At 58.8% G+C, this 26,007-nt stretch carries 29 protein-coding genes and 1 pseudogene; 19 read left to right on the top strand and 11 right to left on the bottom strand.

Annotated features, from left to right (window positions below; translation table 11 throughout):
- The first annotated feature begins 170 nt into the window (after window positions 1-170).
- The 10 genes from OP495_RS12375 (at window position 171) to OP495_RS12420 (ending at window position 6,025) form a co-directional block, all read left to right on the top strand.
- Window positions 171-677 (top strand): hypothetical protein, encoded by a 507-nt coding sequence (locus tag OP495_RS12375; RefSeq protein ID WP_280569611.1) that lies wholly within the window; start codon window positions 171-173, stop codon window positions 675-677.
- 132 nt (window positions 678-809) lie between these two features.
- Window positions 810-1,196: a hypothetical protein gene (locus tag OP495_RS12380; RefSeq protein ID WP_280569613.1), complete on the top strand. Its 387-nt coding sequence runs from the start codon at window positions 810-812 to the stop codon at window positions 1,194-1,196.
- A gap of 86 nt (window positions 1,197-1,282) precedes the next feature.
- The gene (locus OP495_RS12385) at window positions 1,283-1,780 is read left to right on the top strand and encodes a GNAT family N-acetyltransferase (protein WP_280569614.1); all 498 of its coding nucleotides are present in this window, start codon (window positions 1,283-1,285) and stop codon (window positions 1,778-1,780) included.
- An 84-nt stretch (window positions 1,781-1,864) separates the two neighbouring features.
- Complete coding sequence (locus OP495_RS12390) at window positions 1,865-2,287, top strand: GNAT family N-acetyltransferase (protein WP_280569616.1); 423 nt, start codon at window positions 1,865-1,867, stop codon at window positions 2,285-2,287.
- 38 nt (window positions 2,288-2,325) lie between these two features.
- A complete protein-coding gene (locus OP495_RS12395; protein WP_280569618.1) occupies window positions 2,326-2,823 on the top strand; it encodes an HIT family protein in 498 nt (165 codons plus the stop codon).
- A 165-nt stretch (window positions 2,824-2,988) separates the two neighbouring features.
- On the top strand, window positions 2,989-3,534 hold the full coding sequence (locus OP495_RS12400) for a nucleotidyltransferase family protein (RefSeq protein ID WP_280569620.1): 546 nt from the start codon (window positions 2,989-2,991) through the stop codon (window positions 3,532-3,534).
- Window positions 3,535-3,656: 122 nt separating this feature from the next.
- Complete coding sequence (locus OP495_RS12405) at window positions 3,657-4,136, top strand: OsmC family protein (RefSeq protein ID WP_280569621.1); 480 nt, start codon at window positions 3,657-3,659, stop codon at window positions 4,134-4,136.
- A 55-nt stretch (window positions 4,137-4,191) separates the two neighbouring features.
- The gene (locus OP495_RS12410) at window positions 4,192-4,521 is read left to right on the top strand and encodes a hypothetical protein (RefSeq protein WP_280569622.1); all 330 of its coding nucleotides are present in this window, start codon (window positions 4,192-4,194) and stop codon (window positions 4,519-4,521) included.
- Entirely contained in the window at window positions 4,518-5,183 is a 666-nt protein-coding gene (locus OP495_RS12415) for a DinB family protein (protein ID WP_280569624.1), read from the top strand. Before OP495_RS12410 ends, OP495_RS12415 begins: the two co-directional genes overlap by 4 nt.
- 209 nt (window positions 5,184-5,392) lie before the next feature.
- Window positions 5,393-6,025 carry a LysE family translocator gene (locus OP495_RS12420; protein ID WP_280569625.1) on the top strand — a complete coding sequence of 211 codons (633 nt, stop codon included), beginning with the start codon at window positions 5,393-5,395 and terminating at the stop codon, window positions 6,023-6,025.
- Here the strand turns inward: OP495_RS12420 and OP495_RS12425 are convergent.
- The 7 genes from OP495_RS12425 to OP495_RS12455 form a co-directional block, all read right to left on the bottom strand.
- Window positions 6,022-7,122 (bottom strand): ABC transporter substrate-binding protein, encoded by a 1,101-nt coding sequence (locus OP495_RS12425; RefSeq protein WP_280569628.1) that lies wholly within the window; start codon window positions 7,120-7,122, stop codon window positions 6,022-6,024. The genes OP495_RS12420 and OP495_RS12425 overlap by 4 nt on opposite strands.
- The gene (locus tag OP495_RS12430; protein ID WP_280569630.1) at window positions 7,109-8,845 is read right to left on the bottom strand and encodes a chloride channel protein; all 1,737 of its coding nucleotides are present in this window, start codon (window positions 8,843-8,845) and stop codon (window positions 7,109-7,111) included. The genes OP495_RS12425 and OP495_RS12430 overlap by 14 nt, the downstream gene beginning before the upstream one ends.
- Window positions 8,846-9,020: 175 nt before the next feature.
- Window positions 9,021-9,908 (bottom strand): DMT family transporter, encoded by an 888-nt coding sequence (locus OP495_RS12435; protein WP_280569633.1) that lies wholly within the window; start codon window positions 9,906-9,908, stop codon window positions 9,021-9,023.
- Window positions 9,909-9,923: 15 nt separating this feature from the next.
- A complete protein-coding gene (locus OP495_RS12440) occupies window positions 9,924-11,216 on the bottom strand; it encodes an MFS transporter (RefSeq protein ID WP_280569636.1) in 1,293 nt (430 codons plus the stop codon).
- Window positions 11,217-11,271: 55 nt separating this feature from the next.
- Complete coding sequence (locus tag OP495_RS12445) at window positions 11,272-11,799, bottom strand: TetR/AcrR family transcriptional regulator (protein ID WP_280569638.1); 528 nt, start codon at window positions 11,797-11,799, stop codon at window positions 11,272-11,274.
- A gap of 81 nt (window positions 11,800-11,880) precedes the next feature.
- Window positions 11,881-12,531, bottom strand: coding sequence for a LysE family translocator (locus OP495_RS12450; protein WP_280564574.1), 651 nt, complete (start codon window positions 12,529-12,531; stop codon window positions 11,881-11,883).
- 80 nt (window positions 12,532-12,611) lie between these two features.
- Entirely contained in the window at window positions 12,612-13,412 is an 801-nt protein-coding gene (locus tag OP495_RS12455; protein WP_280564572.1) for an AraC family transcriptional regulator, read from the bottom strand.
- Between the two features lie 224 nt (window positions 13,413-13,636).
- On the opposite strand from OP495_RS12455, the pseudogene OP495_RS12460 reads away from it, so the two are divergent.
- Both OP495_RS12460 and OP495_RS12465 read left to right on the top strand, forming a co-directional pair.
- A pseudogene (locus OP495_RS12460) lies at window positions 13,637-13,929 on the top strand (HigA family addiction module antitoxin).
- Window positions 13,930-14,058: 129 nt separating this feature from the next.
- The gene (locus tag OP495_RS12465; protein ID WP_280569641.1) at window positions 14,059-15,531 is read left to right on the top strand and encodes a Fic family protein; all 1,473 of its coding nucleotides are present in this window, start codon (window positions 14,059-14,061) and stop codon (window positions 15,529-15,531) included.
- Between the two features lie 88 nt (window positions 15,532-15,619).
- Here OP495_RS12465 and OP495_RS12470 read toward each other — a convergent pair whose 3' ends face one another.
- The 3 genes from OP495_RS12470 to gpmI all read right to left on the bottom strand — a co-directional run bounded on the left by OP495_RS12470 (window position 15,620) and on the right by gpmI (window position 19,901).
- Window positions 15,620-16,984, bottom strand: a complete 1,365-nt coding sequence (locus tag OP495_RS12470; protein WP_280564570.1) for a S41 family peptidase — start codon at window positions 16,982-16,984, stop codon at window positions 15,620-15,622.
- A gap of 140 nt (window positions 16,985-17,124) precedes the next feature.
- On the bottom strand, window positions 17,125-18,294 hold the full coding sequence (locus OP495_RS12475; RefSeq protein ID WP_280569644.1) for a peptidoglycan DD-metalloendopeptidase family protein: 1,170 nt from the start codon (window positions 18,292-18,294) through the stop codon (window positions 17,125-17,127).
- 29 nt (window positions 18,295-18,323) lie between these two features.
- Window positions 18,324-19,901, bottom strand: coding sequence for a 2,3-bisphosphoglycerate-independent phosphoglycerate mutase (gene gpmI, locus OP495_RS12480; RefSeq protein ID WP_280569647.1), 1,578 nt, complete (start codon window positions 19,899-19,901; stop codon window positions 18,324-18,326).
- 275 nt (window positions 19,902-20,176) lie between these two features.
- Here gpmI and OP495_RS12485 point away from each other — a divergent pair, with 275 nt between their 5' ends.
- From OP495_RS12485 to OP495_RS12495, 3 genes are all read left to right on the top strand, one after another.
- Entirely contained in the window at window positions 20,177-20,596 is a 420-nt protein-coding gene (locus tag OP495_RS12485; protein WP_280569648.1) for a rhodanese-like domain-containing protein, read from the top strand.
- Window positions 20,597-20,667: 71 nt separating this feature from the next.
- On the top strand, window positions 20,668-21,162 hold the full coding sequence (secB, locus tag OP495_RS12490) for a protein-export chaperone SecB (protein ID WP_280564564.1): 495 nt from the start codon (window positions 20,668-20,670) through the stop codon (window positions 21,160-21,162).
- A 3-nt stretch (window positions 21,163-21,165) separates the two neighbouring features.
- Window positions 21,166-21,894, top strand: a complete 729-nt coding sequence (locus OP495_RS12495) for a 16S rRNA (uracil(1498)-N(3))-methyltransferase (protein WP_280569651.1) — start codon at window positions 21,166-21,168, stop codon at window positions 21,892-21,894.
- 108 nt (window positions 21,895-22,002) lie between these two features.
- On the opposite strand, the gene OP495_RS12500 is transcribed toward OP495_RS12495, so the two are convergent.
- Window positions 22,003-22,914, bottom strand: coding sequence for a LysR substrate-binding domain-containing protein (locus tag OP495_RS12500; RefSeq protein WP_280569653.1), 912 nt, complete (start codon window positions 22,912-22,914; stop codon window positions 22,003-22,005).
- A 149-nt stretch (window positions 22,915-23,063) separates the two neighbouring features.
- Here OP495_RS12500 and OP495_RS12505 point away from each other — a divergent pair, with 149 nt between their 5' ends.
- The 4 genes from OP495_RS12505 (at window position 23,064) to OP495_RS12520 (ending at window position 25,803) form a co-directional block, all read left to right on the top strand.
- Window positions 23,064-23,846, top strand: coding sequence for a 2OG-Fe dioxygenase family protein (locus OP495_RS12505; RefSeq protein ID WP_280569654.1), 783 nt, complete (start codon window positions 23,064-23,066; stop codon window positions 23,844-23,846).
- Between the two features lie 45 nt (window positions 23,847-23,891).
- A complete protein-coding gene (locus OP495_RS12510) occupies window positions 23,892-24,518 on the top strand; it encodes a LysE family translocator (protein WP_280539944.1) in 627 nt (208 codons plus the stop codon).
- 489 nt (window positions 24,519-25,007) lie between these two features.
- Window positions 25,008-25,136 carry a hypothetical protein gene (locus OP495_RS12515; protein WP_280569656.1) on the top strand — a complete coding sequence of 43 codons (129 nt, stop codon included), beginning with the start codon at window positions 25,008-25,010 and terminating at the stop codon, window positions 25,134-25,136.
- A gap of 292 nt (window positions 25,137-25,428) precedes the next feature.
- Complete coding sequence (locus OP495_RS12520) at window positions 25,429-25,803, top strand: hypothetical protein (RefSeq protein ID WP_280569658.1); 375 nt, start codon at window positions 25,429-25,431, stop codon at window positions 25,801-25,803.
- The last annotated feature ends 204 nt before the right edge of the window (window positions 25,804-26,007 follow it).

Here is a 26,007-nt window from a genome sequence, read left to right on the forward strand (position 1 = left end):
TGAAGGCTTTTATAACACTCAACGGCTCCACAGCAGCCTTGGTTACAGGACGCCGCTGGAATTTGAGGATTTGCACTGATGGCGCGTGTCCACTTTTCTGGGGGAAGTCCAACTGGTTTTCCGCTGCGCTCCAAACAGCCGCATGAGCCCGGCGTTAGAGGAGAGCTCCAATGGGCATGATTCCTGGCTATTGTAAAGACTGCGGCGCTCGGTTTGTTTCGTCGGCGGTCTCTGTAGATGAAACGTCGAGAGTGATCGTGGAAAGCACGCATGTCAGTTGCCCAAACTCCCCTCAGCATCGCGCGTATTTACTGGATGGCGTGTTCACAGGTGCAGGTGAACTTGTAAGGCTGTTAAGTGGGCCAGATTCCAGTGGCGAAGTTCTTGAGCAAATTGCGCAATTAATACGAGAGGCGCGAGCTCAGGGGAGAAGCCTAGACGACACGGCAGAAAAAGCAGAGAACCTGTACCCCGGAATTGGGAGTATTCTTAAGCGCTTCCAGAACTTGGGCTTCGCAATGGCCGTTGTCATCGCGATGAATCCCCAGGTTAATTTAAATTTCAATGTCGATATTGACGTTAACCGGCTTGTCGAACAAGCTGTTGGTATATGGTGCAAACAGGAGAGTCCAGAAGAAGTTACGGAAAAAGAAAGAAGTAGCGGTGAATCTGACTAGAATGGGGTCTCCCGTCAATAGGATGCCCGAAACTCTGAAGAGCCTCCCTCTAACCATAGCGTCAACGCGGACTGGCTTTTCCGCTGGCGCTCCAATGCTCTCCGATTACACTGGGCGTTATGAGGTGCGAATTTGACTGATACCAAGACTGTACTGTTGTGTCTCGTAGGTGTAATAGCCTTGGGCGTAGGCGGCGGTTTGCCTGTTTGGCTGATCGATGTTGAAGTTCATGGTTCTCTCCTGCGGCGTTCGCAAAATGTTATGGGACTTGGCGCCCTATTTTTTACGTCTTTTGCATTCATTCAACTTGGGAAAAAACACCCACAACTAAGGTGCTGGGCTACTGAAACCTTACTGGGTGTTGGTTGCATGCTTTTTGCCGGTGGTTTTCTGGTTTCATCAATCAGCAATCTTTATATGCTTTTACCGCTCCCTGGTTGGCTTCACCTAACAGCTAGCTTGGTATTTGGGCTTGTTGCTGCCGTTTTTTTGTTCACCGAATTTATGCGAAGTAGGTAACTACAAATCATAACCAACCGCGTAAGCCGGATGGCCTGGAGCTTCGCTCACCGTTATCATTTCACAAAATGAGAACGCATACCATTATGAAAATTAGGAAAATATCGCAGACTGATTTTATGGACATTTCTCGCATTCAGCGCGAGTGCTATAGCGAGGATCTTCTCGAGTCGGTAGGCTCATTTTCTGCAAAGCTATCTGCTAATTCGGACTTCAGTTTCATCGCTGTGCAGAACGAAATGTTTGTAGGGTACGTGATGGCTTTGCCATGGATTTATGGTGAACTACTTGACCTGGATGGTGTTGATTATTCTGTTCCGGTAGATGCGGATAGTCTTTGTATTCATGATATTGCGGTGAGCCGTAAAGCGCGCAATGCCGGTGCTGCGAAATATTTGCTGAACGCAGTATTGGAGTCCGCAAAATCACGGGGGTATAGGCAGTTGTTCCTAGTGGCTGTGCAGGGGGCATCATCTTATTGGAAGCGCCAAGGGTTCGAGGCTGTGCAAGTGAGTGAGGAGTTAAAGCACCATCTTTCGGCCTATGGGGAAGGTGCGGAATATATGACCAGAACCTATGAATAGGTATAACCAAGCCATCATTGGATGTCGAGCCCTCTGGTTTGCTCAGGCTTCACCATCGGTGATGGTCGGAGTTAGGGAGACTAAATGAAACCCATTTTCCGGCAAGCGAATGACAAATATTTTGTCGAGCAACTGACTCGACGGAATATGGAAACTTATTACAAAAAACTCGGGATTAGCTGGGATAAGAAAGCATTCGATAAGAACTGGTGCGAATTTGAGAGCTACGAAATAGTCATAAATGACTGCCCAGTTGGAGTGCTTCGGTTGAGTCATGATGATGCGGCATACTATATTCGTGACCTTCAAATCGAGCCTAGCTGGCAACGTCAAGGGGTGGGGGTACAGGCGATAGATCATACATTTGAGCTGGCCCAACAAGCGAGGGTTCAACTACTTCGGCTTCGTGTGTTTTGCGAGAATCCGGCAGTAAATTTATATAAACGAAGGGGATTCAGGATTTGCAAAACTGAAGGTGGTGCTCACTATATGGAGCGGGAGGTTTAGTTTTCCTGACCAGTGCATGCAAGTGACAACCTGCCGTCGTGCCTCTGCTGCAACCGCTATGCAGAAAATCTGAGGGTAAAGAAATGAGCTGTATTTTTTGCGAGATCGTGGCAGGTAACGTTCCATGCCACAAGATTTGGGAGGACGATGATCATTTGGCGTTTCTTTCTATTTATCCCAATACGCCTGGTTTCTCAGTGGTCATCCCGAAGTGCCATTTCCCAAGCTATTTGTTCGCTCAAGATGATGAAGTTGTGACAGCATTGGTGCTGGCTTCAAAGCGTGTAGCGCTGCTGCTTGATGAAAAGTTGGATGGTGTTGCGCGTACGGGAATGATGTTCGAGGGCTACGGAGTGGATCATCTACACGCAAAATTATTCCCTATGCACGGTACAGGCGAAGACTCTGAATTTAAACCTGTGGCGTCTAGCGTTGAAAAATACTTCGATCATTATGAAGGTTATATTTCGTCTCATGATTATAAGCGTGAGGATGATAGTGTCTTGTCGGCACTTGCGGCTAAAATTAGGTATTAGGCGACTATATGATAAAGGAAATAGCGATGAGACATTTTTACCATGGCTTCATGTTTACTACAAAATCGTGCGTATTGAGGGCGTCGAACCGACGGGTGCTCACTGAAAGGAATCACCGATGATCGTTCCTCTATTCCTTGATATAAATGAACGTCAGGTAGCGATATGACCTACGAATCACAGATCAAGGGTTGGCTGGTGAGAGACCCCATGCGTATGGAGGCGCTGGCCATCGCTTCTGAGCAGAAGTTGCCGGAGTGGTGCATTGCTGCAGGGTTCGTTAGAAATTTGGCTTGGGATAATCTTCATGGGTTTTCATCGGCTACTGACCTGAACGATGTTGACTTGATTTACTTCGATCCGCACGATTTGAGCGAGTTTCGTGACCGGGAAATTGAAGATCAGCTAAAAAGCATTTCTAAGCTGCCCTGGTCAGTGAAGAATCAGGCAAGAATGCACGAGCGGAATTCTGATAGTCCTTACATTTCAACTGAAGATGCCATGAGTTGCTGGGTAGAAGTGGAAACTGCCGTGGGGGCCAGGTTGGATGAGAGAGGCGAGGTAGCGATTGTGGCCCCTTTCGGTATTGAGCGGCTATTCGACTTCACCATCACCTTGAACCCAAAACGGCCAAAGCGAACGGATTTTGAAGCCAGGATAAAGTCCAAACGATGGCTGGAAATATGGCCAAGATTGGTGGTGAACGCCTGACGAATCGCTGCCGCCGTGGTTGACCTAAAAACGCTGCAGTTGACCGCCCAAAGCGCTATTGCGCTTCGACCGGCAATTGAGCTCAGGTGTTAGACGAATCATTTCTTAAGAGGAAAGTATCAATGCCGAAAAAAGGTGAGCACAACTACTCTGCTACCGTCGTCTGGACGGGTAATTCAGGCGAAGGTACAAAGAATTATCGTTCCTTCTCGCGCGACCATGAAATCAGTTGCGGTGAGAAACCAATAATAGCCGGGTCGGCGGATCCGGCATTTCTTGGCGACTCGTCTCGCTATAATCCGGAGGAGCTGTTGCTGAGCTCCCTCTCTGCATGTCACATGCTCTGGTATCTACATCTGTGCGCTGATGCCGGCATTACGGTGTCGAGTTACGAGGACAACGCCGAAGGTCGCATGATTGAGACCAAAAGTGGCGGCGGTCATTTCGATAAAGTGACACTCAAACCCATCGTCAACATTGGCGAAGAGGACGATAGCGCACTAGCGAAGTCTCTTCATGAGAAAGCGCATTCGCTCTGTTTTATTGCAAATTCGGTGAACTTTGAGGTCGCGTGTGAACCCGAAATTCGTTGCGGCCAATAGAAGGCCTGACACTGCGTGACGCGTGAACAGGTGCTTTCTGCAAGCAGGAGTGAATATGGAATCCGAGGCTTTGCCATCACTTCGCGTGGGTGATGTGCTGGAGATCCAGTTCCCAGCCTTTACACCGCGAATCACCATCGAGACGGAAAACGCGCTCACCGTGGAGATCGTTGCCGGCGATAACCTCGGCTTCGCTGATACGGTCGATTACGACGCCGTGGCACTGCGTGATGGCTTGATCATGCTTTCCTGGCAAGAGCATATCGGCAGCACCATCGTGCATGTGCTGGATCTTGAAGCGCGTCAGGCGCACACGGTGGTCACGCCGGCAAAAGGCGAGCTGATGAGACTGGCTGGTCGCATCGAACTCAAGTCCGCTTCATGAAGCGCGATGGTGGATCGCGCCACGCTCCCTGCGATGCTATATCCGAAGAGGGCCGAGGCCACCGCGATCAGCGCGAAGGCGAATTGAACTCTGGCGTTGGTACCCTTGCTGAGCATCAGGATGAGATCTCCGCAGCGTTGGGCGGCGAGACAGATGAGGAGGTACGCCAAATGCATATTCAAACGATGGCGCGATACAATCGCTGGATGAATCAGAAAATCTACGAGTGCTGCTCTGGATTGTCAGATGAGAAGCGGAAGCGCGATATGGATGCTTTTTTCAAATCAATTCATGGCACTCTTAACCATTTGTTGCTTACTGATCGGGTCTGGATGGGGCGATTTACGGGTAAGCCATTCCATATCACGTCACTAGATCATGAGCTCTACTCAGACTTCGATGTTCTTCGAAGCGAGCGCGAGGCTGAGGATAGCCGCATAATCGAATGGGTAGCTTCGCTTTCCCCGCACGATATGGACGAAGACTTGATTTATACCAGTATCGTAAATCCTGAGCCTCGGCGATACCCGCTTTGGTTTGCTCTTTCACATTTCTTTAACCATCAGACACATCATCGTGGTCAGGCCACGACCCTTCTTACCCAACTGGGCATAGACGTCGGAGTTACAGACCTGATCGGGCTACCTGGTGATGAGACGTGATCGGTGCTTATGTAGCTACCGCTGATCAATAGGGTGCTCCAAGCGACGAGATACTGCGGATATCTGCTATCCGCTAGCATTGATATGAAAGAGAACAACGACGCCTAAGCGCGACGCAATGATAGCTTCCACCATGGCGGCGATGATGGAGGCGAAGGTTGAGGCTCTTTGACACAAGCCGTTGACGTAGAAATAAAGGGAATCTCGATATGTTCGATTACACGTTGGTACATTGGCTGGCGTTTTTGTCAGCGGCGGTGCTTCTGAACCTTTCCCCAGGGCCGGATATTGCGTTCATGCTAGGCCAGACGCTACGTAGCGGGCGTCGATATGGGGTCGCTGCGATGCTTGGGGGCTGGTCGGGGACTGCATTGCATGTGGCCATGGCGGCGGCGGGCCTGTCGGCCATTCTGGCCACATCGGCTGTGGCGTTTTCTGTGGTCAAGTGGGTTGGGGCTGCCTATTTGATATGGCTGGGCGTCAAAATGCTGTTGTCGAAGGGTGACTCTTTTATCTCGAATGGCGAAGGCCAGGATGCAAAGGTGCAGTCGGTCTATTGGCAGGGTGTGCTGGTCTCCGCGCTGAATCCCAAAGTAGCTATCTTCTTCCTCGCCTTCTTGCCGCAATTTATCGTGGAAGGCGCCGGGCCGGTGGGAGCCCAGCTATTCTTGCATGGTAGTTTGATTATCGTGGTCGCGGCGTTTATTGAGCCTCCCTTGGTAATGCTGGGGGCGAAGTTGGGCGCTTTCTTGAAGGCAAGCCCACGAGTGGGCATGTGGATGGATCGCGGTCTTGGCGCCTTGTTCGTTGCCCTGGGGGCGCGCTTAGGATTGAGAGGCTAGTCCTGTGTGTCGTGCCGGTTCATCCAGCGCTCAAACAATCGCCAGCGCAGGTCAAATGTCTGGGTGTACCACTGCTGATCACGGTGTATGGCTTTTTCCAGATGCGCGGGCAGGGTGGGCAAATAGAGGCGCATGGGGGTGGAGGTCTCTTTGTGTAACCCCACTCGCTCGCGTGCCGAATGACGTGCGGGGCTGTAGCTGATCAGACTGGCTTGATGGGCCATGGGCTCGGCGCGCGTGGCGTAGCGGATGAAGCGTTCAGCAAGCTGGGGTTGATCCGCCTGGGCGGGGATGGCCCAACTGTTGTAGTCCAGTAACTGGCCATCCCAGATAATGGTGATAGGGGCACCGTCGTTGACTTGGGCATCGAAAAAGCGCCCGTTGTAGCCGGAAGCCATGGCGACTTTGCCTTCGGCCAGCAGCCGGGCCGGCTCGTTGCCGCCGGTCCACCAGGTGAGTTGCCCGCGCAGTTTGTCGAGTTGGTTGAAGGCCAGATCAAGGCCGCGCTCGGTACTTAGAAGGTCATAGAGCTGACTGCGGGGCACGCCTTGGCTCATCAAAGCCCATTCAAACAGCCCCACTGGCGCACGGCGCAGGGCGCGCCGGCCGGGGAAGCGCTGGGTATCGAAAAAGTCCTCGACGCGACGGGGTTTAACGCCGGGAAAGGCCCGGTCGTCATAGGCGATCACGGTGGAGAATACCAGTTGCGTCACTGCGCAGCGGCCAATGGCGCCTTTTATAAAATCCTCGCTCGCGGGGGTGCCGTCGGGTGCTGGGGCAAGGATGCTCGGGTCCAGTTCGCGCAGCAAGCCCTGCTCGCAGGCGGTGTCGGCGTTGGCCTTGATCATGTCGATCACATCCCAGGAGTGGTTGCCCTTGGCGTAGGCTTCTTTTAGGGCATCCAACCCGCCGTTAAAACGTACGGTTTCTACCTCGATGCCGGTTTTTTCGGTAAAGGACTCGAAGTAGGCTTCGTATTGGCTACGCTCGTAGGCGCCGCCCCAGGTGACCACAGTGAGCGTGGGGTGGTCCGTATCCGCCAGCGCCGGTAGCGTCAGCACGGTGGTGAGTAGCAACATGAGATTAAGCGGTCGCATTTTCCTCCCGTCGCAAGTCATCGACGATGCCCAGGTAGGCACGGATCACCGCCTCCTCGGAGACACTGCCAACGGGCCGGCCATCGCCGTCCAGAATCGGAACCGATTCGCCCACGAAACCCTCCAGCGCGTTCATGGCGTCCCAGACACTGGTGGCGTGGGTAAACGCGGGATCAATACGCCAGTGCTTCCGGGGCACCGGCTCGGCATCGGGCAGGGTGAGGAGTGTCTGCAGGCGCACGCAGCCGACAAAATAGCCCTGAGCGCCGGTGAGTACGGCCTCGGCCCTCTGCTGTTCGACCAGTAGTGTGCGGATGGCGCCAGCGGTATCGGTGGCATCCGCGCGCGTGACATCGGTCGAGGCGTAATCGGCAATCGAGAGGCTCTGTAGGATCGCCCGGTCGCGGCCCTGGCGAAGATCGAACCCCCGTGCACGCAGTTGCCGGTCAAACAGCGAGCGGCCCACCATCCGGTAGGAGACCAGATTGCAAAACACTACCGTTACCATCGCCGCAATGGTCAAGTCGTAATTGCGGGTCAACTCAAACACGATCAATATGGTCGTCAGCGGCGCGCCGATCACCGCGCTCGCCAGCGCCATCATGCCCCCAATGGCGTAAGCCACCAGGCCGGATAACTCCAGCGGCACGATCGTTTGTGCCGTCATGCCGAACAATGAACCAAACAGTATCCCGATCAACAGCGCCGGGCTGAATACCCCTCCCACGAAACCGAAGCCCACGCACAAGGCCGTGACCAGCAGCTTCAGGGTGACGAGTAAGCCCAGCTCTCCAGCCCCGAAAGCGCCGGGAATGGTCGCAAAGCGCAGACTCTCCTGGCCGATGCCCAGTACCTCTGGCATCCACAACGCCACCAGCCCCAGTGCCAAGCCGGCACCGGCGGGCTTGATCGTTTGTGGCAACCGGACCAGGGCGGCCAGTTTGCCGGCCTTCTCAATCAAGCGGATAAATACCCAGGCCAGCAGCGCGCATAAAATTCCCTCAAAAGCGAAGAGCAAAAACTCGTAGCTATGGCTAACGCCGGCAAAATCCACCAGGAACAAAGGTTCACGCTCAAACACCACATTGGCTAATACATATCCCGTGGCTGCGGCCACCGTGACTGGTGCAAAGGCGCGCAGTGAATAGTGACGCAGTATTACCTCGTGGGCGAATACCAGCCCGGCAATGGGTGCATTAAATGCTGTGGCAATCGCGGCGGACACGCCGCAGGCAATGGCAATGGCCTTCAGATCCTTGACGCCCAATTTCAGCTTGGCAGCCAGCGCCCCAAACAGCGTGCCCAGATACACCATGGGCCCGTACTGGCCCACACTGGCGCCACTGCCCAGCGAGACAATCGCCGCCAGGGTGGAAACGATACCATCGCGCAAGCTCGGCAACGGTTGATCGGTCTGCACCGCGAGAATGGCGTCCGGCGGCGCTAGCGCCCGCCGCACACTCGAGCCATAGCGCATCAAAAGTCCCACGACTAGACCGCCCAGTGTGGGCACCAGTACCGTCGCGGCCATCACCAACTCCGGTCGCTCGCCCCACTGAATCCGGGCGTAGGGAGACACCAGCAGCCGGTGATTCAACCATGCTACCGCCTCCACGAAGCCGATGGCGCAAAGAGAAGCAACCGCACCGACGGTCACCGCAACCAGGGAAATGGCGCTAATGCGGTAGCTAATGCTTAGCCAGTGTCGGGCGGTAGAGTGCATAGGTTTGATTATGAGGCTTGTTGAGCGCCGAGCGAAAGTGGCTGAGAAAATAGCGCTTCGAGCAATCGATCTCATGATAGATCAGCGTTGGCGTTTATGTTTTCTTTCTCATTTCACTTTTCGCCGCCTGTTAATGCCAATCTGATATTTCTGCTTCCCCAATCAGGCAGTGGCTCTAATCCTCGGCCACGCTTTGCTTGGGGCTAGAGTAGACGCTCAATGCTGTCACCGTGGCGAGGATCAGCACCATCCCGATGACCTGGATGCTCACCAGGCTTTCGCCGAGGACCACGACGCCGAAGAGCGAGGCGGTGACGGGTTCCACCATGGCGACGATGGAGGCGACAGCGGGGGCGGTGTGTTTCAGGCCGGCGATGTAGAAGATGAACGAGAGCCCGGCGCCGAGTATCCCCAGCGTGACGAACAGCGGCCAGTCCAGCGTGTGCAGCACATCCAGGGTCTGGCTGGTGTCGCCGAGGCCGACCAGGAGCACGGCGAGGACCGCGAAGGCAATCACCAGAATGGCCTGTGGGCTGCCGTGCGGCGCCGCGTATTTGAATCCGAAGATGAATACTGCGTAGGAGACCCCGGCTAGCAGCCCGGCGCCCACGCCGAGTAGCGTGACGCCCCCTGAGCTCACATCGTATATGCGTGTCAGCAACACGATGCCGAGCATCACCACCACGATGGCAGCCCATTTTATCGGCGTGGCCTTTTCGAGCTTGAGCACGAACGAGAGCAGGTAGACGAAGATCGGCGCCGAGTACATCAGAGTCGCCGCCACCGCGACGCTGCCCTGCGAGATGCTGAGGAAGTAGAACGCGAAGTTGCCCGCGACCCCCAGGCCGGCCACTGCCGACCAACCCCACAGGCGGCGATTGCGCAACCCGCTGTGGCGCGGGCGGATCGCTAACCATCCGAGAACGAACAGTAAGCCGATGGCGCCCCGGTAGAACGAGACGACGAACGCATCCCAGTCGTCCGCCATGAGCAGGCCGCCGATGCCGCCCGATAAACCCCAGCAAAGTGAGGCGAGCACCACGAGTGCCGTTGCACCTGCCATTGAGAGCTCCTGATGTCAGGGGGAAGTGGAAGCCGGTTGGAACGCCGTGCGCTCGATGGTCCTGTAGCCGATGAGGGCCGTGGCCACCGCGATCAGCGCGAAGGCGATGAAGCAGACGAGATACCCTCGGCTGCCGATCAGGTAACCCGCAAGAGGCGAGCCGACGATCTGCCCCACGGCGATCATCAAGAAAGGAAGCCCCAGCCCGATGGCGGGCCGGTCCGCATACAGCCGGATGCCCCAGACGAGATAGACACCGGTCAGCATGATGTAGGCCGCTCCGAACAGCGCGCCCGAGACGAGTACCGCCGCCAGGTTCGAGGGGCTGAGGACTAGCAGCCCGAGTGCGCCGGCCATCGCCGCGAGACTGCCGCGATGCACGGTGTTGAGGCCGAGGCGCGCGATCAGGTCGCCCGCCGCGCCGCCGACCAACCCCGCGACGCCGATCAGGATCCAGGCGATGTTGGCCGTGGCCTGCTCGAAATGCCCCAGCGTGATGACCACCTCGCTCGAAAAGGTCCAGAAGGCGGCGCTGGCCATTCCCATGCCGGTGGCCGCGACGATCAGCATCAATGCGCGGGGCCGCCAGAGCCCGCCGGGGCGGCTGTCGTCCTGGTCGTCGGTCGCCTTGGCGGTATCGCTGCCGCTGGCGCGAGGCACGCTGATCAGCAACAGCAGGGCGTTGAGCAACGCGGCGATGGCAAAGGCGGCGTAGGCAAGCCGCCACTGGCCGGTGGCGATGAAAGCGACCGGCCCGGAGACGGCGACGCCCAGGCTGGTACCGGCATTGATGACGGTGTTGGCCCGTCCTTGCTGAGGCGCGGTGATCGCGCCGGATACCGCCTGCGCCATGGGCGGCGAGGCCAGGCCGGTGCTCGTCCCGGCGAGCAGAATGGCGCCGGCCAGCCAAACTGCCTGCGTGCTTACGGCGACGCCCGCCATGCCCACCGCCGCGATCAGGGCGGCGGCGACAGCGATTCGTCGAGGCCCGAAACGCTCCACCAGCAGCGCGCTGAGTACGATAGCAAGGCAGTAACCGACATAGGCGCCGCTGCCGATGACGCCCGCCAAGGTCGGACTCAATCCGACATCGTCGCGCATGCCGGGCAGGAACAGCCCATAGGCGAAACGCGCCAGGCCGTAGGTGGTGCCAATCAGCATGGTGCCGGCGACGATCAGGCGAAATTCGATGCGCGTCATGCGGTGTACTCCCCTCGGCCTGTAGCCGGCATCGTGTTGATGAAGTGTAAAACGATCGTTTTCGATATGGGCGTAATGGATCCCCGGTTTGAGCCCGGTTAACGTCACTAGGCGTTAGCTATGCTGCGCTTCGCCGCGAAACCTGTTACTGAACTCGGTGCCGCTACGACGCTCGTGCGACCGTGACCAGACGCTGTGCCGCCCGCCGTGCGACATCGACGGTCGCGACGCCGCGATACGCCGCCATGTGGGTCGCGCCTTCAAACAGCAGTTGAATCGACTCGGCGAGCTCATCGTCCTGCCGGCCGATCTCCACGACGATGATGGCGTCGATCCGATCCCGCAGGCGCTGCTTGTGGCGTGCCATCGCCTCGGCGATCTCCGGCACGTCGCCGCCGGTTTCCCCCCAGGCACGCAGGAACAGACAACCCCGCGCGGCCTCTTGGGCCAACCAGACCTCCAGCGCGCCGAATAACGCATCGACGCTGTCGGTTTCCACCTGGCGGTGGAAGCGACGATCCCGCTCGTTCAGGACGGCCGCGATCAGGCCATTCTTGTTGCCGACGTGCTTGTAGAGCGTGCGGCTCGAAATACCTGCGCCCTGCGTCAGCCGATCCATGCCGGTAGCGGTGAAACCGTGCCGGTCGAAGAGCTGCTCGGCAGTCTCGAGCAATCGTGTGTGAATATCCATATCCGCAGTGTAAAACGATCACTTTACTTTCGCAAGCCGGAGCTCAGATAAAACGCCCTCGAATCCTGAGCCGCCGGGCCTTCAGAAGATCGCCAGTAGCCCTGGGTCGAGCCGGGCTGTGACGATGCCGAGTCCCAACAGGATGAGCAGGGCACCCGCCAGCCGCTCGATGTGTCGCAGACTATGGCCGAAGCGACGGATCAGTCCCGGGTGTCCGGCCAAGTGGCCAACCAGCAGATCCCAGCCGAGTACCACAGCGATCATCCACAATGCGTAGAGACTCTGGACGCCCACGGGCGTGCTACGCGCGTGCAGCACTGCGAACAGGCTGGCGTAGAACAGCGCATTCTTGGGATTCAGCAACCCCGAGGCCAGCCCGGCGAGCAAGGCGCCCAGCGCGGCGCCCGTGGGGGCATCTATCTCGCTGCGTGAGCCTACTTCGAGACGGGTCTGCCCCGCCTGACGAATGAACTGGATACCCATGTAAAGCAGAAAAGCGCCGCCGGCCCACTGGATGACGATGAACGGTCTGGCTTCGGCGTCGAGAGCCATCAGCCCGCCCATGGCAAGCAGTATGAAAAGGGCGTTGGCCAGGCCGATGCCGAGGCTGACCAGTGCCGCCTGCCCGCGGCCCCAGGCGACCGCGTAGCGCAGAATCAGGAAGAAGTCCGGACCAGGGCTGAGCAGGGCGAGGAAGTGCGCCCCGGCGACCAGCAGGAACTGTTGCAGCATGATGCGTAAGCCCCCTCGAGTGCGTGGAGGGCCAGTCTGCGTCGCCGCGTGGCGATAGTATTGAATGAAAGTGCGGCGCCTCAGGTGCTGCGGTAGCGACCCGGTGTGGCCGCCACCCGGGCCTTGAAAGCGCGCTGAAAGTGGCCTTGGTCAGCGAAGCCGAGTTCCTGCGCGAGCTCTGCCAGTTCCACTCCCTGACACAAGCGGCGGCGTGCCTGCTGGATGCGCCGGTCGAGCAGCCAGGCATGGGGTGTTAGCCCGGTTTCACGACGGAACAGTCGAATCACCTGATAGCGGCTCAGGCCGTGATCTCGGGCCAGCGCCTCGAGCGACGGCGGCCGCTCAAGGCACTCGAGTAGATGCCGTTGGAGGTCGTCCAAGGCGGATGAACTCGGCCAATGAACGGCCAGCGAGTGGCCATGACACCACAGGCGGCTGCCGAGGAACTCGATCAGTGCGGCCTCCTTGTCGGCTGCTGGAGCCTGGGAAAAGAGCAGGGTATTGAGCCGACAGAAAGCTTGGTAAGGCGCGGCGTCGCGAGCGATGAATACCGTCGAGGGCATGGTCGGGGCGGTGTCGATTTCGACCGAGGCCTCATTCAGCACTTCGCTCACCCAGGCCGATTCCAGATACAGCATCTGGTAGCTCCAGCGCTGATCCGGCAGAGGATTGCAGTCATGCACCACGCCTGCGGGCACGCTGACCAGGCAGCCAGGCGTCAGTCGCTCGCGTCGCCGTTGGCACTGGAATTGGCTCTGGCCACGGTCGACCACACCGATCGACAGGGTGGGATGGCTGTGGGGTCGGTAGCAGGCGCGGCTATCGCTGGCCCGCCGGCTCTCGACAAAAGGCAGCGCCGTGTCTCGCCAGAACTGCGTCATGGGCGGGTTCCTGAGGTGGCGACGGGCGCTCATCAGCCCAGCGCGAAGGTGATCTCGTCGGTCTCAAAGGCCAGCCATTGCTGGCGGCCGATACCGCTGGCGTCGCGGATCCTTTCTCGAGTCTACCTCGTTTGGCCGCCATGACTAGAACGCCTAGCGTTAGAGCAGCCCGGACCAGCACCTAGGAGACCAACCGGAATGACTGCGTGCCGTCGACATAAAGCATTTTGTTGCATAATCCACCGCATCCTGGTGAGTTCATTCGAGAGGTGTATCGGGGCCTTTTAGCATCAGTTCCCGCCAGCTTGCCGTAAACCTGGGGGGTTCCCCCTCGACCTTGTCGCGGGTGCTGAAAGGTGAGAGTGGTATCAGCCCGGAAATGGCCCTGCGGCTTTCCAAGGTGCTGGGTCGCACACCGGAGAGCTGGCTGGCGATGCAGGACATGTATGACCTCTGGATAGCGCGTAATACGCTCAATCTGGATGATATTCGCCCCCTGAACTTCGATGCCGCTTAGGCAGGCGACCAAACAGAGTTCACAAGCGTATTGCTGTTGGGGCCTGCTGCCGGCTCTCCATCAACGCCGTGAGAAGTATGGATTTGATTAGGGCCGACTAGTCAAAAAAAGGAGCAAAATGGCATTACCATGACACAAAGTGACCTTCAAAAAGCCATCATCCGAGGTGAAGACAGCCGCCACCAGTTCAAGCGTGACGTTACCAATGCGGATGGCCTTGCCGCTGAGCTGGCGGCCTTTGCCAACAGTGGCGGTGGCTGGTTGTTTCTGGGCGTGAACGACGATGGTTCGATTGCGGGGTTGGATGGCGCGTCGGTTCGGCGGTTGAACCAGTTGATGGGCAACGCCGCCTCTCAGCATGTGCGCCCACCGGTGCATCCGTTGACCGAGAACGTGCAGACGGATCAGGGCCTTGTGGTGGTGGTTGAAGTGCCCGATGGATTGGCCAAGCCTTATTTGGACAATCAAGGCCGCATCTGGGTCAAGCAGGGCTCGGACAAGCGGCATGTAACTTCCCGGGAGGAGATGCAGCGCATGTTCCAGCGTTCCGGGCTGGTTTACGCCGATGTGGTGCCGGTGGCGGGCACTTCCATAGAGGATATCGACGACAAGGCCTTTACTGCCTATTTTGACCGTCGCTATGGGGAAAGCGGCGAGTTCTCCGGCCTGACGCGGGAGCAGTTGCTGCACAACCTGGGCTTGGGCGATGGCAGTGAGCTGAACCTGTCTGGGCTGATGTTGTTTGCCCGCAACCCCCAGCGCTGGCGCCCAGCGTTTGAAGTCAAAGCGGTGGCCTTCCCCGGCACCGCGCTGCACGATACCCGCTATCTGGACAGCGAAGACATCAAGGGCACCCTGTTGGAGCAGTTTCGGGGCGCTTTCGCTTTTATCAAGCGCAATCTGCACCATGTGCAGCACGGGCGCAGCTTCAATACGCTGGGAGAGCTTGAGATCCCCGAAACAGCGTTGGAAGAGCTGCTGGTCAACGCTCTGATTCACCGAGATTATTTCACCAGCGCCTCGGTTCGCCTGATGGTCTTTGCCGACCGGGTGGAGATCGTTAGCCCCGGTCATCTATCGGATAGCTTGAGCCCGGAAGATATTCGCCGGGGCAAGACCATTCGCCGCAACCCTACGCTCACTGAGCATGCCTCACATATCTTGCCCTATCGAGGCATGGGCAGCGGTATCCCACGAGCACTTCAGGCATGGCCCCGGATTGATTTGGTGGACGACTCGTCGGGCAATCAGTTCAGCGCAGTGGTCTGGCGGCCAGAAGCAGAATGGCGCTCTGACGCAAAGTCCTCACCAGTCACCGGGGAAGTCACCGGGGAAGTCACCGGGGAAGTCACCGGGGAAGTCACCGGGGAAGTGATACGACTACTTGCAGTTTTGCAGGGCGAAATGAAGCGCTCGGAGATGCAGGCAGCGCTTGGGCTGAAACATGAAGACCACTTCCGGGAAGCCTATTTGCGTCCAGCTCTGAAGGTAGGCGCCATTGAAATGACGATTCCGGACAAGCCCAATAGCCGTTTGCAGAGGTACCGACTAACGGCCGCTGGCAAAACCTGGCTGCAGCGCCGCAGCGATAAGAACGAGTAGCTTTCTGAGTCCGACACAACGCCCCCGCGCCGTGATGTTGAAATAAACGGCGCGGGGGCGTTTGCGTTTCAGTGGTTAGTGCGGGGCGTCAGTCGTTGGATTGTGCGCGTGGCAGGACGTTGAGGGCCCTGAGCAGGTTGAGCGCTTCGCCTAGCTGGTAGTCGCTTTCGGCGAGCGAGGCTTCGCGCTCGGAGCGTTCGGTGTCACCGTTGATGTTTCGCAGGTGGTTCTCGAGGTCGGCTTCGCGGATGTTGAGGCCGCTGCCTTCGGCGACTTCGAGACGGCCACGTACCACATCGACATCCGGGGTGATGCCCTGGGCCTGGATCGACCGGCCGTCCGGTGTGTAGTAGAGCGCGGTGGTCAGTTTCAGGCCGTCGCCGTTGTTGAGCGGCAGTACCTGTTGGACGGAGCCTTTGCCGAAGCTCTCGGTGCCCATCAGCACGGCGCGTTGCTGATCCTGCAGGGCGCCGGCAACGATCTCTGCCGCCGAGGCGCTGCCGCCGTTGATCAGCACTACCATCGGCACGTCCGGGGCGCTGGTCTGGGTGGAGGCCGAGAAGCGCATATCGCTGTCCGGCAGGCGGCCTTCGGTGTAGACGATCAGGCCACTGTCGAGGAACAGATCGGCGACGTCGACGGCGCTGTCAAGCACGCCGCCGGGATTGTTGCGCAGATCGAGCACCAGTCCCTTGAGCTCGCCTTCGTCACGTAGTGAAGCGATGGCGTCGCGGGCCTGCTCGCCGGTGCGGCTCTGGAACCGACTGATGCGCAGGTAGCCATAGCCCGGTGCCAGCAGCTCGTGTTTGACGCTTTCGGTCTGGATGGTCTCGCGCGTCAGGGTGACATCGCGCGGTGCGTCTTCGCCCTCGCGCATGATGGTCAGACGTAGTTCTTCGCCTTCGTCGCCGCGCATCATGTCCACGGCTTCCTGCAGCGACAGGCTCTCGGTGGGCGTATCGTCTATGCGCAGGATGCGGTCTTGCGCCTGAAGGTCGGCGCGTGCGGCGGGAGAGTCGTCGATGGGGGCGATGATCGTCAATTGATCGTCCTGCATGCCGACTTCGATGCCGACGCCGCTGAATTCGCCCTCGGTGGTCTCGCGCAGGGCTTCGAAGTCGTCTTTGTCGAGATAGGCGGAGTGGGGATCGAGCTCGCCGAGCATGCCACGAATAGCGTTACGCATCAGGGTGGTGTCGTCGACGTCGTCGACATAGGTGCGCTTGATGCGCTCGAAGACTTCGGCGAAGGTCTGCACGTCTTCCACGGGCAGGGCGTCATTGTCGACCGGCGCCTGGGTGCCCTGCTGAGCATTTGGTTGGGGAGTGGGCTGGGTGCTTTGCTGGGCATGCGCCGGCAGCGGCAGGGTCAGCGCACCGATCACCAGGGCCATGCCCATTGCTAGAAAGTGACGAACGATGAGACGCGGGGAACGGGGTTGGCTTGCGGTCATGCTGTCTCCACAACGCGGCGGAACGGGCTCGTGTCAGTCGCGCCGGAGGGGGCGACCAGATGGCGGGGCGCAGGCGAACTTACGCGCGCCGAGACCCAGCATAGCCTTTATGGGTCGGCGCAATCCAGCGCGGCGGATGTTCAGCGCCGGGCGATCCAGTCACCGGGATCGATGGGGTCGCCATTCTTGCGGACCTCGAAATACAGCGCGGGGCTGTCGCGGCCGCCGCTGTCGCCGACAGCGGCGAGGGTATCGCCACGTTCGACCTGGGCGCCAACCCCGACCTCGAAGCGTTGCAGGTGCGCGTAGAGCGTCATGACGTTGTCGCCATGGTCGACGATCAATAGATTGCCGAAGCCGCGCATCCAGTTGGCGAAAACCACGCGGCCGGCGTGTACGGCGGAGACCGGTGTGCCCGCTGCGGCGCCGATGAGCATGCCGTTGCGGTCGACGCCGTCGCCGTTGCCGTAGGTGGCGAGCATGTCGCCCTGCACGGGCCAGGGCAGTTCGCCCCGGGTCTGGGCGATATCCGTGGAGGGCGGCGCCTGATCGAGACGCTCGAGCTTGGCCTGCATTTTTTCGAGCAGTTGCTGGGCGTCCTCGCGGTCATCGGTGAGCGCGGCCAGCTTGGCTTGCTGGGAGGTGTAGCGATCCTTGTACTTCGCGAGGATGGCTTCGCGCTCGCTGCGTTGATCGCTGAGCGTTTCGCGACGTTCGGTGAGCTCGCTGGCGAGGCCGTCCAGGCGCTCTTGATGTGACTGCAGCGCGCTTTGCGTTTCGTCGAGCTGGTTCTCGAGCTTGGCCAGGGTGTCGAGGCGTTGCTGACGCGCCTGGTTGAGATGATTGAGGTACTGCTGAAGGCGGTCCAGCCGCGCGGGGTCGGTCTGGTTGAGCAGTAGCTTGAGCTGCGGCGTGGGGCCGAGCCGGTATAGTGCGTTGAGCTGTGTCGCGAGGGCGGCGCGTTGCTGGCGACGTTCTTCCTCGAGGGTCTGACGCTGCTGTTTGAGCTCGGCAACTTCCTGATCGAGTTGATCCTGCTCGCGCTGCAGGCCGGTCAACCGCTGTTGGGTATCGGCCAGCTTGGTTTCCACCTCGCGTAATTCCTCCTGCGCGCTATCGCGTTCGTCGCGGGTGCCCTCGAGGCGCGACTCGGCTTTCTCGATATCGCTTCCCAAGGCTTCGAGTTGACGTTTGACTTCCTCCGGTGAGCTTTGCGCCCAAACGCTGGACGCGCCCAGCGACAGCCACGCACACGAGAACGCCATGGCGCAGACCATGGCGATTCGCTTGCCGGACATTGGCGTGCTCATGCGCCGACGCCGCAATAAACGCACACCTATCAGGGGGTATCCACCAGCACGCGGCCGGTCATTTCCTCGGGCACCGGCTCGTGCATCATGGTCAGCAGGGTCGGCGCCAGGTCGCACAGGCTGCCGTCGTCCGCCAAGGTGGCGCCAGCACGTGGTGTGACATAGACCAGCGGTACCTGAAAGGTCGTATGGGCCGTCTGCGGGTTGCCGGTTTCAGGATGCATCATCTGCTCGGCATTGCCGTGGTCGGCGGTGACCAGGCATTCGCCGCCGGCGCGTTCGATGGCCTCGATCACCCGGCCCAGGCAGACATCCACCGCCTCGATGGCCTTGACGGCGGCATCGAAGTCGCCGCTATGGCCGACCATGTCGCCATTGGCGTAGTTGCACACCACTAGATCGAACGTGCCCGCGTCGATAGCCGCAACCAGCGTGTCGGTGAGCTCATAAGCGCTCATCTCAGGCTTCTCGTCGTACGTCTTTACGTCCTGCGGGGAGGGAATCAGCTCGCGGGTCTCGCCGTCGAACTCATCCTCGCGTCCACCAGAGAAGAAGAAGGTGACGTGGGCGTACTTTTCGGTCTCGGCGATGCGTAGCTGTTTCAGGCCACGCTTGGCGACGGTCTCGCCCAGGGTGTTGACCAGATCGGTGGGCGGAAAGGCCACCGGCGCTGGAATGTTCGCGGCGTACTCGGTGAGCATCACCAGCCCTTCGTGGGCCAGTTTGGGCCGGGCCTGGCGGGTAAAGCCGCTGAAGTCATCCTCGGCGAAGGCGCGGGTCAACTCGCGGGCGCGGTCGGCGCGGAAGTTGAGGAACAGTGCGGCATCGCCATCGGCCATGCGTACCGGCTCGCCATGCGGGCGAATGCTTGTCGCGGCGACGAATTCATCGGTTTCGTCACGCGCGTAGGCGGCGTCCAGCCCGGCCTCGGCGCTAGTGGCGACCTTTGAGCCCTCCCCCTCGACGATGACACGATAGGCTTGCTCGACACGGTCCCAGCGATTGTCGCGGTCCATGGCGTAGTAACGGCCGACGATTGAGGCGACGTAGGCGTTGTCGGCGCCGAACAGCTCGGCGAGCCGCGCGTTGGCGCGTTCCAGCGAGGCGCGGGCGCTCTTGGGTGCGGTGTCGCGACCGTCGAGGAAGGCGTGCAGGTAGACGTGCTTGGCGCCGCGTTCGGCGGCCAGCGCGGCCACGGCAAGGATGTGATCCTCGTGGCTATGCACGCCACCGGGCGAGAGCAAGCCAAGCAGATGCACGGCGCGACCGGCGGCAACGGCGGCGTCGATGGGCGCCGTCAGCGCGGTGTTGGCGGCCAGCTCGTCGTCTTCGATGGCCTTGGTGATACGCGTGAAGTCCTGGTAGACGATACGCCCAGCGCCGAGGTTCATGTGGCCGACTTCGGAATTGCCCATCTGGCCATCGGGTAGCCCGACGTACTTGCCATCGGTGTGTAGCAAGGCGGAGGGGTAGCGTTGCTTCAGCGCGTCCATGACCGGGGTCTTGGCGCTGTAAACGGCGTTGTACTCAGTATCATCGTTCTGGCCGTAGCCATCGAGAATCAACAGCGCAACGGGCCGGGGACGCTGGGGGTGGGTATCTGCCATAACATGCCTCGCGGGAATCTGATGGGCGTCGCATCGGCGCATCCGGCCGATGACCCCATGAAGCGGTAGTGCCGCTGCGGGGTTCGCGACTCACGTCTCCTTGCGGCATCATAACGCAGTCACGAGAGAGCGTCAGCCGCGTCGGTGGGGCCGGACGCTCGCGCATGGCTCATGTATACTAAGGCGCCCGCCGGGGCATGTGGCGTTCGCCGAGCGCACACGACGCCGACAGACACACGACGTCGATAGACACACAACGAGAGTTATCCGCACCCATGATCGATCAGTTATTCGAATTCGTGCAAAACCACCTGCTACTGTCAGGCGCTTTTCTGGTGGTACTGGTGGCATGGATCGCCTACGAGCTCAAAAACTCGAACAGCGGCGTCTCGCCGTCCGAAGCCACCTCGCTGATCAATCGCGAAGAGGGGCTGTTTCTGGATATTCGCGAGGTCAAGGACTTCAAGGCGGGGCATATCGCCGGCGCACGCAATATTCCCAAGGGCCGTTTGGGGGATCGCCTTAAAGAGCTCGAGGACTACAAGGAAAAGCCGGTGGTGGTGGTATGCCAGCACGGCCAGCACTCCGGCGCTGCCGTGGGGCAGTTGACCCAAGCCGGCTTCACCCGTGCGGCCAAGCTCAAGGGCGGTATGACCCAGTGGCAGTCCAATGAGTTGCCGGTGGTCCGCAAGTAAGCGATACACTGGCGGGGCGGCGTACGCCGGGCCCCGCGTCTCATGCATAGATAAGTCAAAGGAAGTGCAACATGGCGGAAGACAACAATCAGGCCGCTCAAGGTGGCAACGACGCGCAGAACCAACTGCAATTTTCCATGCAGCGCATTTACGTCAAGGACGTTTCCTTCGAGTCGCCCAATGCGCCGAGCGTGTTCCAGAACGCGTTCAAACCCAAGGTGGGGCTCGATCTCAATACGACGAGCGAGCAGGTCGGTGAGAATCTCTACGAGGTGGTGGTCAAGGTAACGGCGCAGGTCACCAACAACGAAGACGGCGCCACGGCGTTTCTCGTCGAAGTGGAGCAGGCCGGGTTGTTCCGCATCGCCGGCTTGAGCGACGACCAGCTCGACCACACTCTGGGTGCGTTCTGCCCCAACATGCTGTTCCCCTATGCACGTGAGTGCATCGACAACCTGGTCAATCGCGGCAGCTTCCCGCCGCTGATGCTGTCACCGGTCAACTTCGAGGCGATGTACGCCCAGAAGAAGAAGCGCGAAAGCGAAGCCGCCGAGAACGTGCAGTAAACGATGGCCGGACCGCGCATTCATGTGGCGGCCACGCTGGTCGCCGCAGCGGAAATCATCTTGCCTGAAGGTTCTTCGCGCCATGTGGCGGGCGCGCTTAGGCTGCGTGAAGGTGCGGCGCTACGCCTGTTCGATGGCGAGGGCCACGAGGCCGAGGCTGACATCGTCAGTGTGGGGCGTCGCGAGGTACGCGTACGGGTTACCGCCGTGACCGAGGGCGGCGCCGAGTCGCCGCTGGCGGTGCACCTGGGCCAGGCGATCTCCAAGGGCGACCGCATGGACTACGCCATCCAGAAAGCCACCGAGCTCGGCGTGGCGGCCATCACTCCGCTCTATACCGAGCACGGCGACGTGCGCCTCAAGGGCGACCGTGAAGCCAAGAAGCTCGCCCATTGGCAAGCCGTCGCGGTCAGCGCCTGCGAGCAATGCGGGCGCAGCCGTGTGCCCTCCGTGCATCCCCCGCAAACGCTCAACGCTTGGCTAGCGGCACGCGACGAAGCGTTACGCCTCGTCCTGCATCCCGCCACCGACACCGCCTGGCAACACGCCAGTGGCATTACCCGCGCCGCACTCCTTGTCGGCCCCGAAGGTGGATTATCTCCCGCCGAAATCGACGCCGCCTACACCGCCGAGTTCGCCGCCCTGACCCTTGGCCCCCGCATCCTGCGCACTGAAACCGCCCCCGTCGTCGCCCTCACGATGTTGCAGCATTACTTTGGCGATTTGGGGTAGTTAGGTCGGCTTCAATAGGTGTGGCCAGCATCGAAGACCTCCCGGAAGATGCGCGGCACGATCACGAACGGAACGGTCGCATGTCCCGTATTATTCTTGACGCCGGGCTTAGATCTGGGTGCTGACTCTCAAACTCTCCGACTCGTTTGCCAGTTGAGCCTGTACTGTTTTGCCGAGTGCATCGATTAACCAGCCACGGAATGCGCGTTTACGATCATCGGAATCGATAGACGAGGGCGACAGTAGCCAATAGGACGAACCGTCGGCGATGAAGCCCATGGGGGCAACGAGCTCACCTGCCTCAATCTGGTCGGCGACCATGTAAATCGAGCCCATGGCATAGCCCAGCCCGGCACGCGCAGCTTGGAGACTGAGATAGAAGTGCTCGAATTCGATTTCTCGATCAATGCTCGTGGTCTGTCGAAAGCGAGACCGCCATGGGGTCCATGCTGATGGCCGTGATGCCGTGTGGAGTATCGTCTGTCTTGCGTTGGCTGAAGCCGGCAGCCCAGGCGAAGCTACAACGCCGGTGATTTCATCCGCTACGCGATAGGTAAAAACGTCTGGACTCCATTCGAAATCGTCCCGACGTAGCGCCAGATCGATCGAGGTCGCCTGGAAATCTATAGGCCCGCCGGCAGCGAACAGATGGAGCGTGATGTCGGGATGCTGGGCGTAGAAATCTGGCAGCCGGGGTATTAGCCACTGCATGGTGATTGTGGGTTCGCATGATACTACTAGCGGCGTGTCGGATGCGGTGGGCTGCTCGAACGTGGTCAATGCGCTTGAGAGCGTATCGAAAAGGCTTTGACTCACGCGATACAGCTCGGCACCTTTGGTCGTCAGGCGTACTGAATTGTGTTGGCGATCGAAAAGTTGGGCACCGAGCTCTTGCTCAAGATCCCTTATTCGCTTGCTCACTGCGCCGGGCGTTACAAACAGGCGCTCCGCAGCAACTGTCATGTTTTCTGCTCGGGCAACCGCCACGAACACACGCAGCGCATCTAGAGATCTGATCATGCTGTGCTCCTTGCACTCATCCATGGCATGAGAAAAGTTCACGTCTTCGTGTGAAAAGGAATCGTTTCCCAACAAGAGCCTTACTGTCCAATTGTGTATGTGTGCGCTGAATACGTGCTTGCGCATGCCTATGGGTAAGGAGATTAATAGTGTCGACTTTACAAGAAACCACAGCAAGACGTTACTCCACCGATCGCGTATCCCAACGCTTGGATATCGATGATCTATGTTCTGGTTTAGCGCGTCACAATTATCTTTTCATCGATGGACTGACCACGACCAACATTCTCACCGACCTGTATCAGCATGCACTGTCGGACTGGCGTGAGTTCGCAGCGAGTTGGGGCGACATGCCTCTGGATGGCCACATGGCAGATGGCGGCAGCTACCGCCGGCGGCGACATGCAACGCTTGCGGCCAACGCGGACAGTCCAGAGTGGCATATCAAGGCGCATCAACCACACTACCAAGGGCGTGATTTCAACAGTTTGAACGGTGGGATCGCACGGCATTACGAGCCGATACTGAAAGACATTCTCCACGGTGCGACCATGAGCAGCATTGTCGGCCTCGGGTGCCGGATGTTCAGCCGTCTCGCGCCCTACTATCCGTGGCACATCGAGCTACACCAGTTTCGCATTGAGTCAAATGCAGAATTCGTGGGCAAACCGACCCCAGAGGGCGTCCATCGTGACGGTGTGAACTTCGTGATCATGGCGATGGTGGATCATAGCAATATGACCAACGCCGAATCGACGATCTATGACCTCGACCAGAATCCGCTGAAGTCGTTCACGCTGAATGCGCCGCTCGATCTTGCGATAGTCAATGACGAGCAGGTATTTCACGGAGTATCACCCATCCAGCCCAGCGATACAGCAGCACCCGCTGTCCGTGATGTTCTGGTCGCTACGTTTCGCAAACAGTTCTAAGGAGAGCTGCGGCGCTCGGCCGACGAGCGCCGCATACTTGAATTTATGATCGACCTTGACTACCTGCCGCTACTCGGCACAGTGACATTGATCGCCGTCGGCATGGCCATTAGCCCTGGCCAGGATTTCGCATTGGTTAGTCGCAACGCGATGATTTATTCACGACGTGCCGGCCTCTTATCGAGTGTTGGCATAGCAACTGCTGTATGGCTACACGTGGCGTATTGCGTGACCGGTGTTGCCCTGCTCATCACTAACTTCCCCCAGGTCTACTCCATGATCCGGTGGGTTGGAGCGGCCTATCTTGTCTATCTCGGCGTGAAAAGCCTTCTGGCATCTACTTCACCACAGGTAGCCGCTGATGCTGATCAACGTGACATCACAGATCGCTCGGCGTTCGGATCCGGCTTTCTATGCAATGCTCTGAATCCGAAAACGACGCTGTTCTTCTTGAGTATTTTCACCCAGATCATTCAGCCTTCTACACCGATTGCCGTTCAAATCCTGTGCGGTCTGATCATCTCACTAGCGCATCTTGCCTGGTTTGGCGGTGTGGCCTTCTGGCTCTCGACGCCGAGGTTCTTGTCGGCCATCTGGCGCCTCAAGCCCTGGATAGAACGCGTCTTGGGTCTGATCTTGATCGGAGTCGCTACACACATGGTCTTGCAGTAGACCCGAGTTGAACCCGCTCAAAAGGAAATAGGGGCTGGTCCCCAAAAGCGCGCGGAAGTCCCGGGAGAGCGTCCAGCGCTCCTGTCCCGATACCGACTCTAAATCATCTAGTATGACGCCCTCGATTCGGTGTGCGTCTAGGTAGGCCCTGACCCGGCTTGCAGCTTGGTAGTCCAGGGTCAACCTGGTGCGGGAGACTCGAGTGTCGCTGCTGGCTTCTAGTGCGGCGGCTAAATCGGCGATGCCGTCATTTTCCTCAAGGGCATCAAGCGGCGCTTCGAGAGAGAACAATAAGGATCGCACCGCGACCGACAAGCGCGGGTCCGTCGAGACGCCGCCGGTAACATACGGCAGCGCTTTACCACCGAGCGCGGATTGGACCAGAGACGGGGCAATATAAAGCATTCGGTAATAAAAGCCACGCTCATCGCCAGCATGCCCATCGTGGGCCTCATCCGGGTGAAGCACCATCACTGTACCGGGTAGACTGTGTCGGTGATCACGACGGTAGTGGAAGCTTTGAATTCCACCCAAGGTAATGCCGATCGCGAAGGTGTCGTGCCGGTGCATGCTGTAGGCGTGACCCTGGAAACGAGCCTCGATCCGCTCGATTCTTGAGGACGGTGCGACAATGCACCAGTCTCTAGCAGGACCTTTCAAGGTGACTCTCCAAAAGATAACGCCGATCCTTCAAGAGTATCGCCAACTGTGCCGGGTGCGGAAGTTCCTTCGCCCCTGTTGACCCATGCCTTCGCGGCCAGCGCCTGTATGAGCAATGGGGGCGCAGTTTCTTATGCTCCCCGCTAGCGTGACAAAAGAGCATTTGTAGTAACTTAAAGACAAGGGAAGCATCATATAATACAGCGTGTGACCTGATGCTGAGTGACTTTTCATGGTGATATGGAGGTGTATGGGCTATCTATCTCATTTTGTCATTGGTGGTGCTCTGGGAGCTCTAAGTTGGGCCGTTTGCCCAGTAGTATCGGGTCACTTCGAGCCCTTCGATACGCTGCTCGGGTTTATCATTGGGCAAGCATTGATGCTCATCTTCGCCATCTATACCGGCTGGATGAAAAGATTGATGTTTCTCTTCCTGTTGGTGGCGGGTATGTATGTGGGGCAAAACGTGTATGCCTATATATTCAGCCCTGCGTTTGGTTCCAGCGATACGCGGGAATGGTTTCTGCTGGGGCTCGTGACAAGCGTATTCCTCTGCATCCTTCCCCTCGTTGGTGGTGGCGTGGCCAGGTGGCTTGCCGTGTGCTCGCAACATGCCCGTAAGTAAGTGATCAACATGCTGTCTATCCCGGTCTCGGGCTTTGCGTGCTGTCATCACCGTTGGATTCATCTACCTTTGGCTCGTGCCCGTCGTCTCAAAAACGACCCTTATCCTTTATGTATCATTGCCCGGTGTGAGAGCTACCGATATGCGTGGATCTGAATTCGCTGAGCTGCAAAGCTTCATGGCGATCGTGGAGCATGGCAGTTT

Origin of the sequence: Chromohalobacter sp. 296-RDG (assembly GCF_029889885.1) — a bacterium.
In the GTDB taxonomy this organism is placed as follows: domain Bacteria; phylum Pseudomonadota; class Gammaproteobacteria; order Pseudomonadales; family Halomonadaceae; genus Chromohalobacter.

What these genes read in the sequence shown, in the direction of transcription:
- OP495_RS12375 (WP_280569611.1), top strand. Translation starts at nt 171, where the DNA reads ATGGGCATGATTCCTGGCTATTGTAAAGACTGCGGCGCTCGGTTTGTT.
- OP495_RS12385 (WP_280569614.1), top strand. Translation starts at nt 1,283, where the DNA reads ATGAAAATTAGGAAAATATCGCAGACTGATTTTATGGACATTTCTCGC.
- OP495_RS12390 (WP_280569616.1), top strand. Translation starts at nt 1,865, where the DNA reads ATGAAACCCATTTTCCGGCAAGCGAATGACAAATATTTTGTCGAGCAA.
- OP495_RS12400 (WP_280569620.1), top strand. Translation starts at nt 2,989, where the DNA reads ATGACCTACGAATCACAGATCAAGGGTTGGCTGGTGAGAGACCCCATG.
- OP495_RS12405 (WP_280569621.1), top strand. Translation starts at nt 3,657, where the DNA reads ATGCCGAAAAAAGGTGAGCACAACTACTCTGCTACCGTCGTCTGGACG.
- OP495_RS12410 (WP_280569622.1), top strand. Translation starts at nt 4,192, where the DNA reads ATGGAATCCGAGGCTTTGCCATCACTTCGCGTGGGTGATGTGCTGGAG.
- OP495_RS12415 (WP_280569624.1), top strand. Translation starts at nt 4,518, where the DNA reads ATGAAGCGCGATGGTGGATCGCGCCACGCTCCCTGCGATGCTATATCC.
- OP495_RS12420 (WP_280569625.1), top strand. Translation starts at nt 5,393, where the DNA reads ATGTTCGATTACACGTTGGTACATTGGCTGGCGTTTTTGTCAGCGGCG.
- OP495_RS12425 (WP_280569628.1), bottom strand. Translation starts at nt 7,122, where the DNA reads ATGCGACCGCTTAATCTCATGTTGCTACTCACCACCGTGCTGACGCTA.
- OP495_RS12430 (WP_280569630.1), bottom strand. Translation starts at nt 8,845, where the DNA reads ATGCACTCTACCGCCCGACACTGGCTAAGCATTAGCTACCGCATTAGC.
- OP495_RS12435 (WP_280569633.1), bottom strand. Translation starts at nt 9,908, where the DNA reads ATGGCAGGTGCAACGGCACTCGTGGTGCTCGCCTCACTTTGCTGGGGT.
- OP495_RS12445 (WP_280569638.1), bottom strand. Translation starts at nt 11,799, where the DNA reads ATGGATATTCACACACGATTGCTCGAGACTGCCGAGCAGCTCTTCGAC.
- OP495_RS12450 (WP_280564574.1), bottom strand. Translation starts at nt 12,531, where the DNA reads ATGCTGCAACAGTTCCTGCTGGTCGCCGGGGCGCACTTCCTCGCCCTG.
- OP495_RS12455 (WP_280564572.1), bottom strand. Translation starts at nt 13,412, where the DNA reads ATGACGCAGTTCTGGCGAGACACGGCGCTGCCTTTTGTCGAGAGCCGG.
- OP495_RS12465 (WP_280569641.1), top strand. Translation starts at nt 14,059, where the DNA reads ATGACACAAAGTGACCTTCAAAAAGCCATCATCCGAGGTGAAGACAGC.
- OP495_RS12470 (WP_280564570.1), bottom strand. Translation starts at nt 16,984, where the DNA reads ATGACCGCAAGCCAACCCCGTTCCCCGCGTCTCATCGTTCGTCACTTT.
- OP495_RS12475 (WP_280569644.1), bottom strand. Translation starts at nt 18,294, where the DNA reads ATGAGCACGCCAATGTCCGGCAAGCGAATCGCCATGGTCTGCGCCATG.
- gpmI (WP_280569647.1), bottom strand. Translation starts at nt 19,901, where the DNA reads ATGGCAGATACCCACCCCCAGCGTCCCCGGCCCGTTGCGCTGTTGATT.
- OP495_RS12485 (WP_280569648.1), top strand. Translation starts at nt 20,177, where the DNA reads ATGATCGATCAGTTATTCGAATTCGTGCAAAACCACCTGCTACTGTCA.
- secB (WP_280564564.1), top strand. Translation starts at nt 20,668, where the DNA reads ATGGCGGAAGACAACAATCAGGCCGCTCAAGGTGGCAACGACGCGCAG.
- OP495_RS12495 (WP_280569651.1), top strand. Translation starts at nt 21,166, where the DNA reads ATGGCCGGACCGCGCATTCATGTGGCGGCCACGCTGGTCGCCGCAGCG.
- OP495_RS12500 (WP_280569653.1), bottom strand. Translation starts at nt 22,914, where the DNA reads ATGATCAGATCTCTAGATGCGCTGCGTGTGTTCGTGGCGGTTGCCCGA.
- OP495_RS12510 (WP_280539944.1), top strand. Translation starts at nt 23,892, where the DNA reads ATGATCGACCTTGACTACCTGCCGCTACTCGGCACAGTGACATTGATC.
- OP495_RS12520 (WP_280569658.1), top strand. Translation starts at nt 25,429, where the DNA reads ATGGGCTATCTATCTCATTTTGTCATTGGTGGTGCTCTGGGAGCTCTA.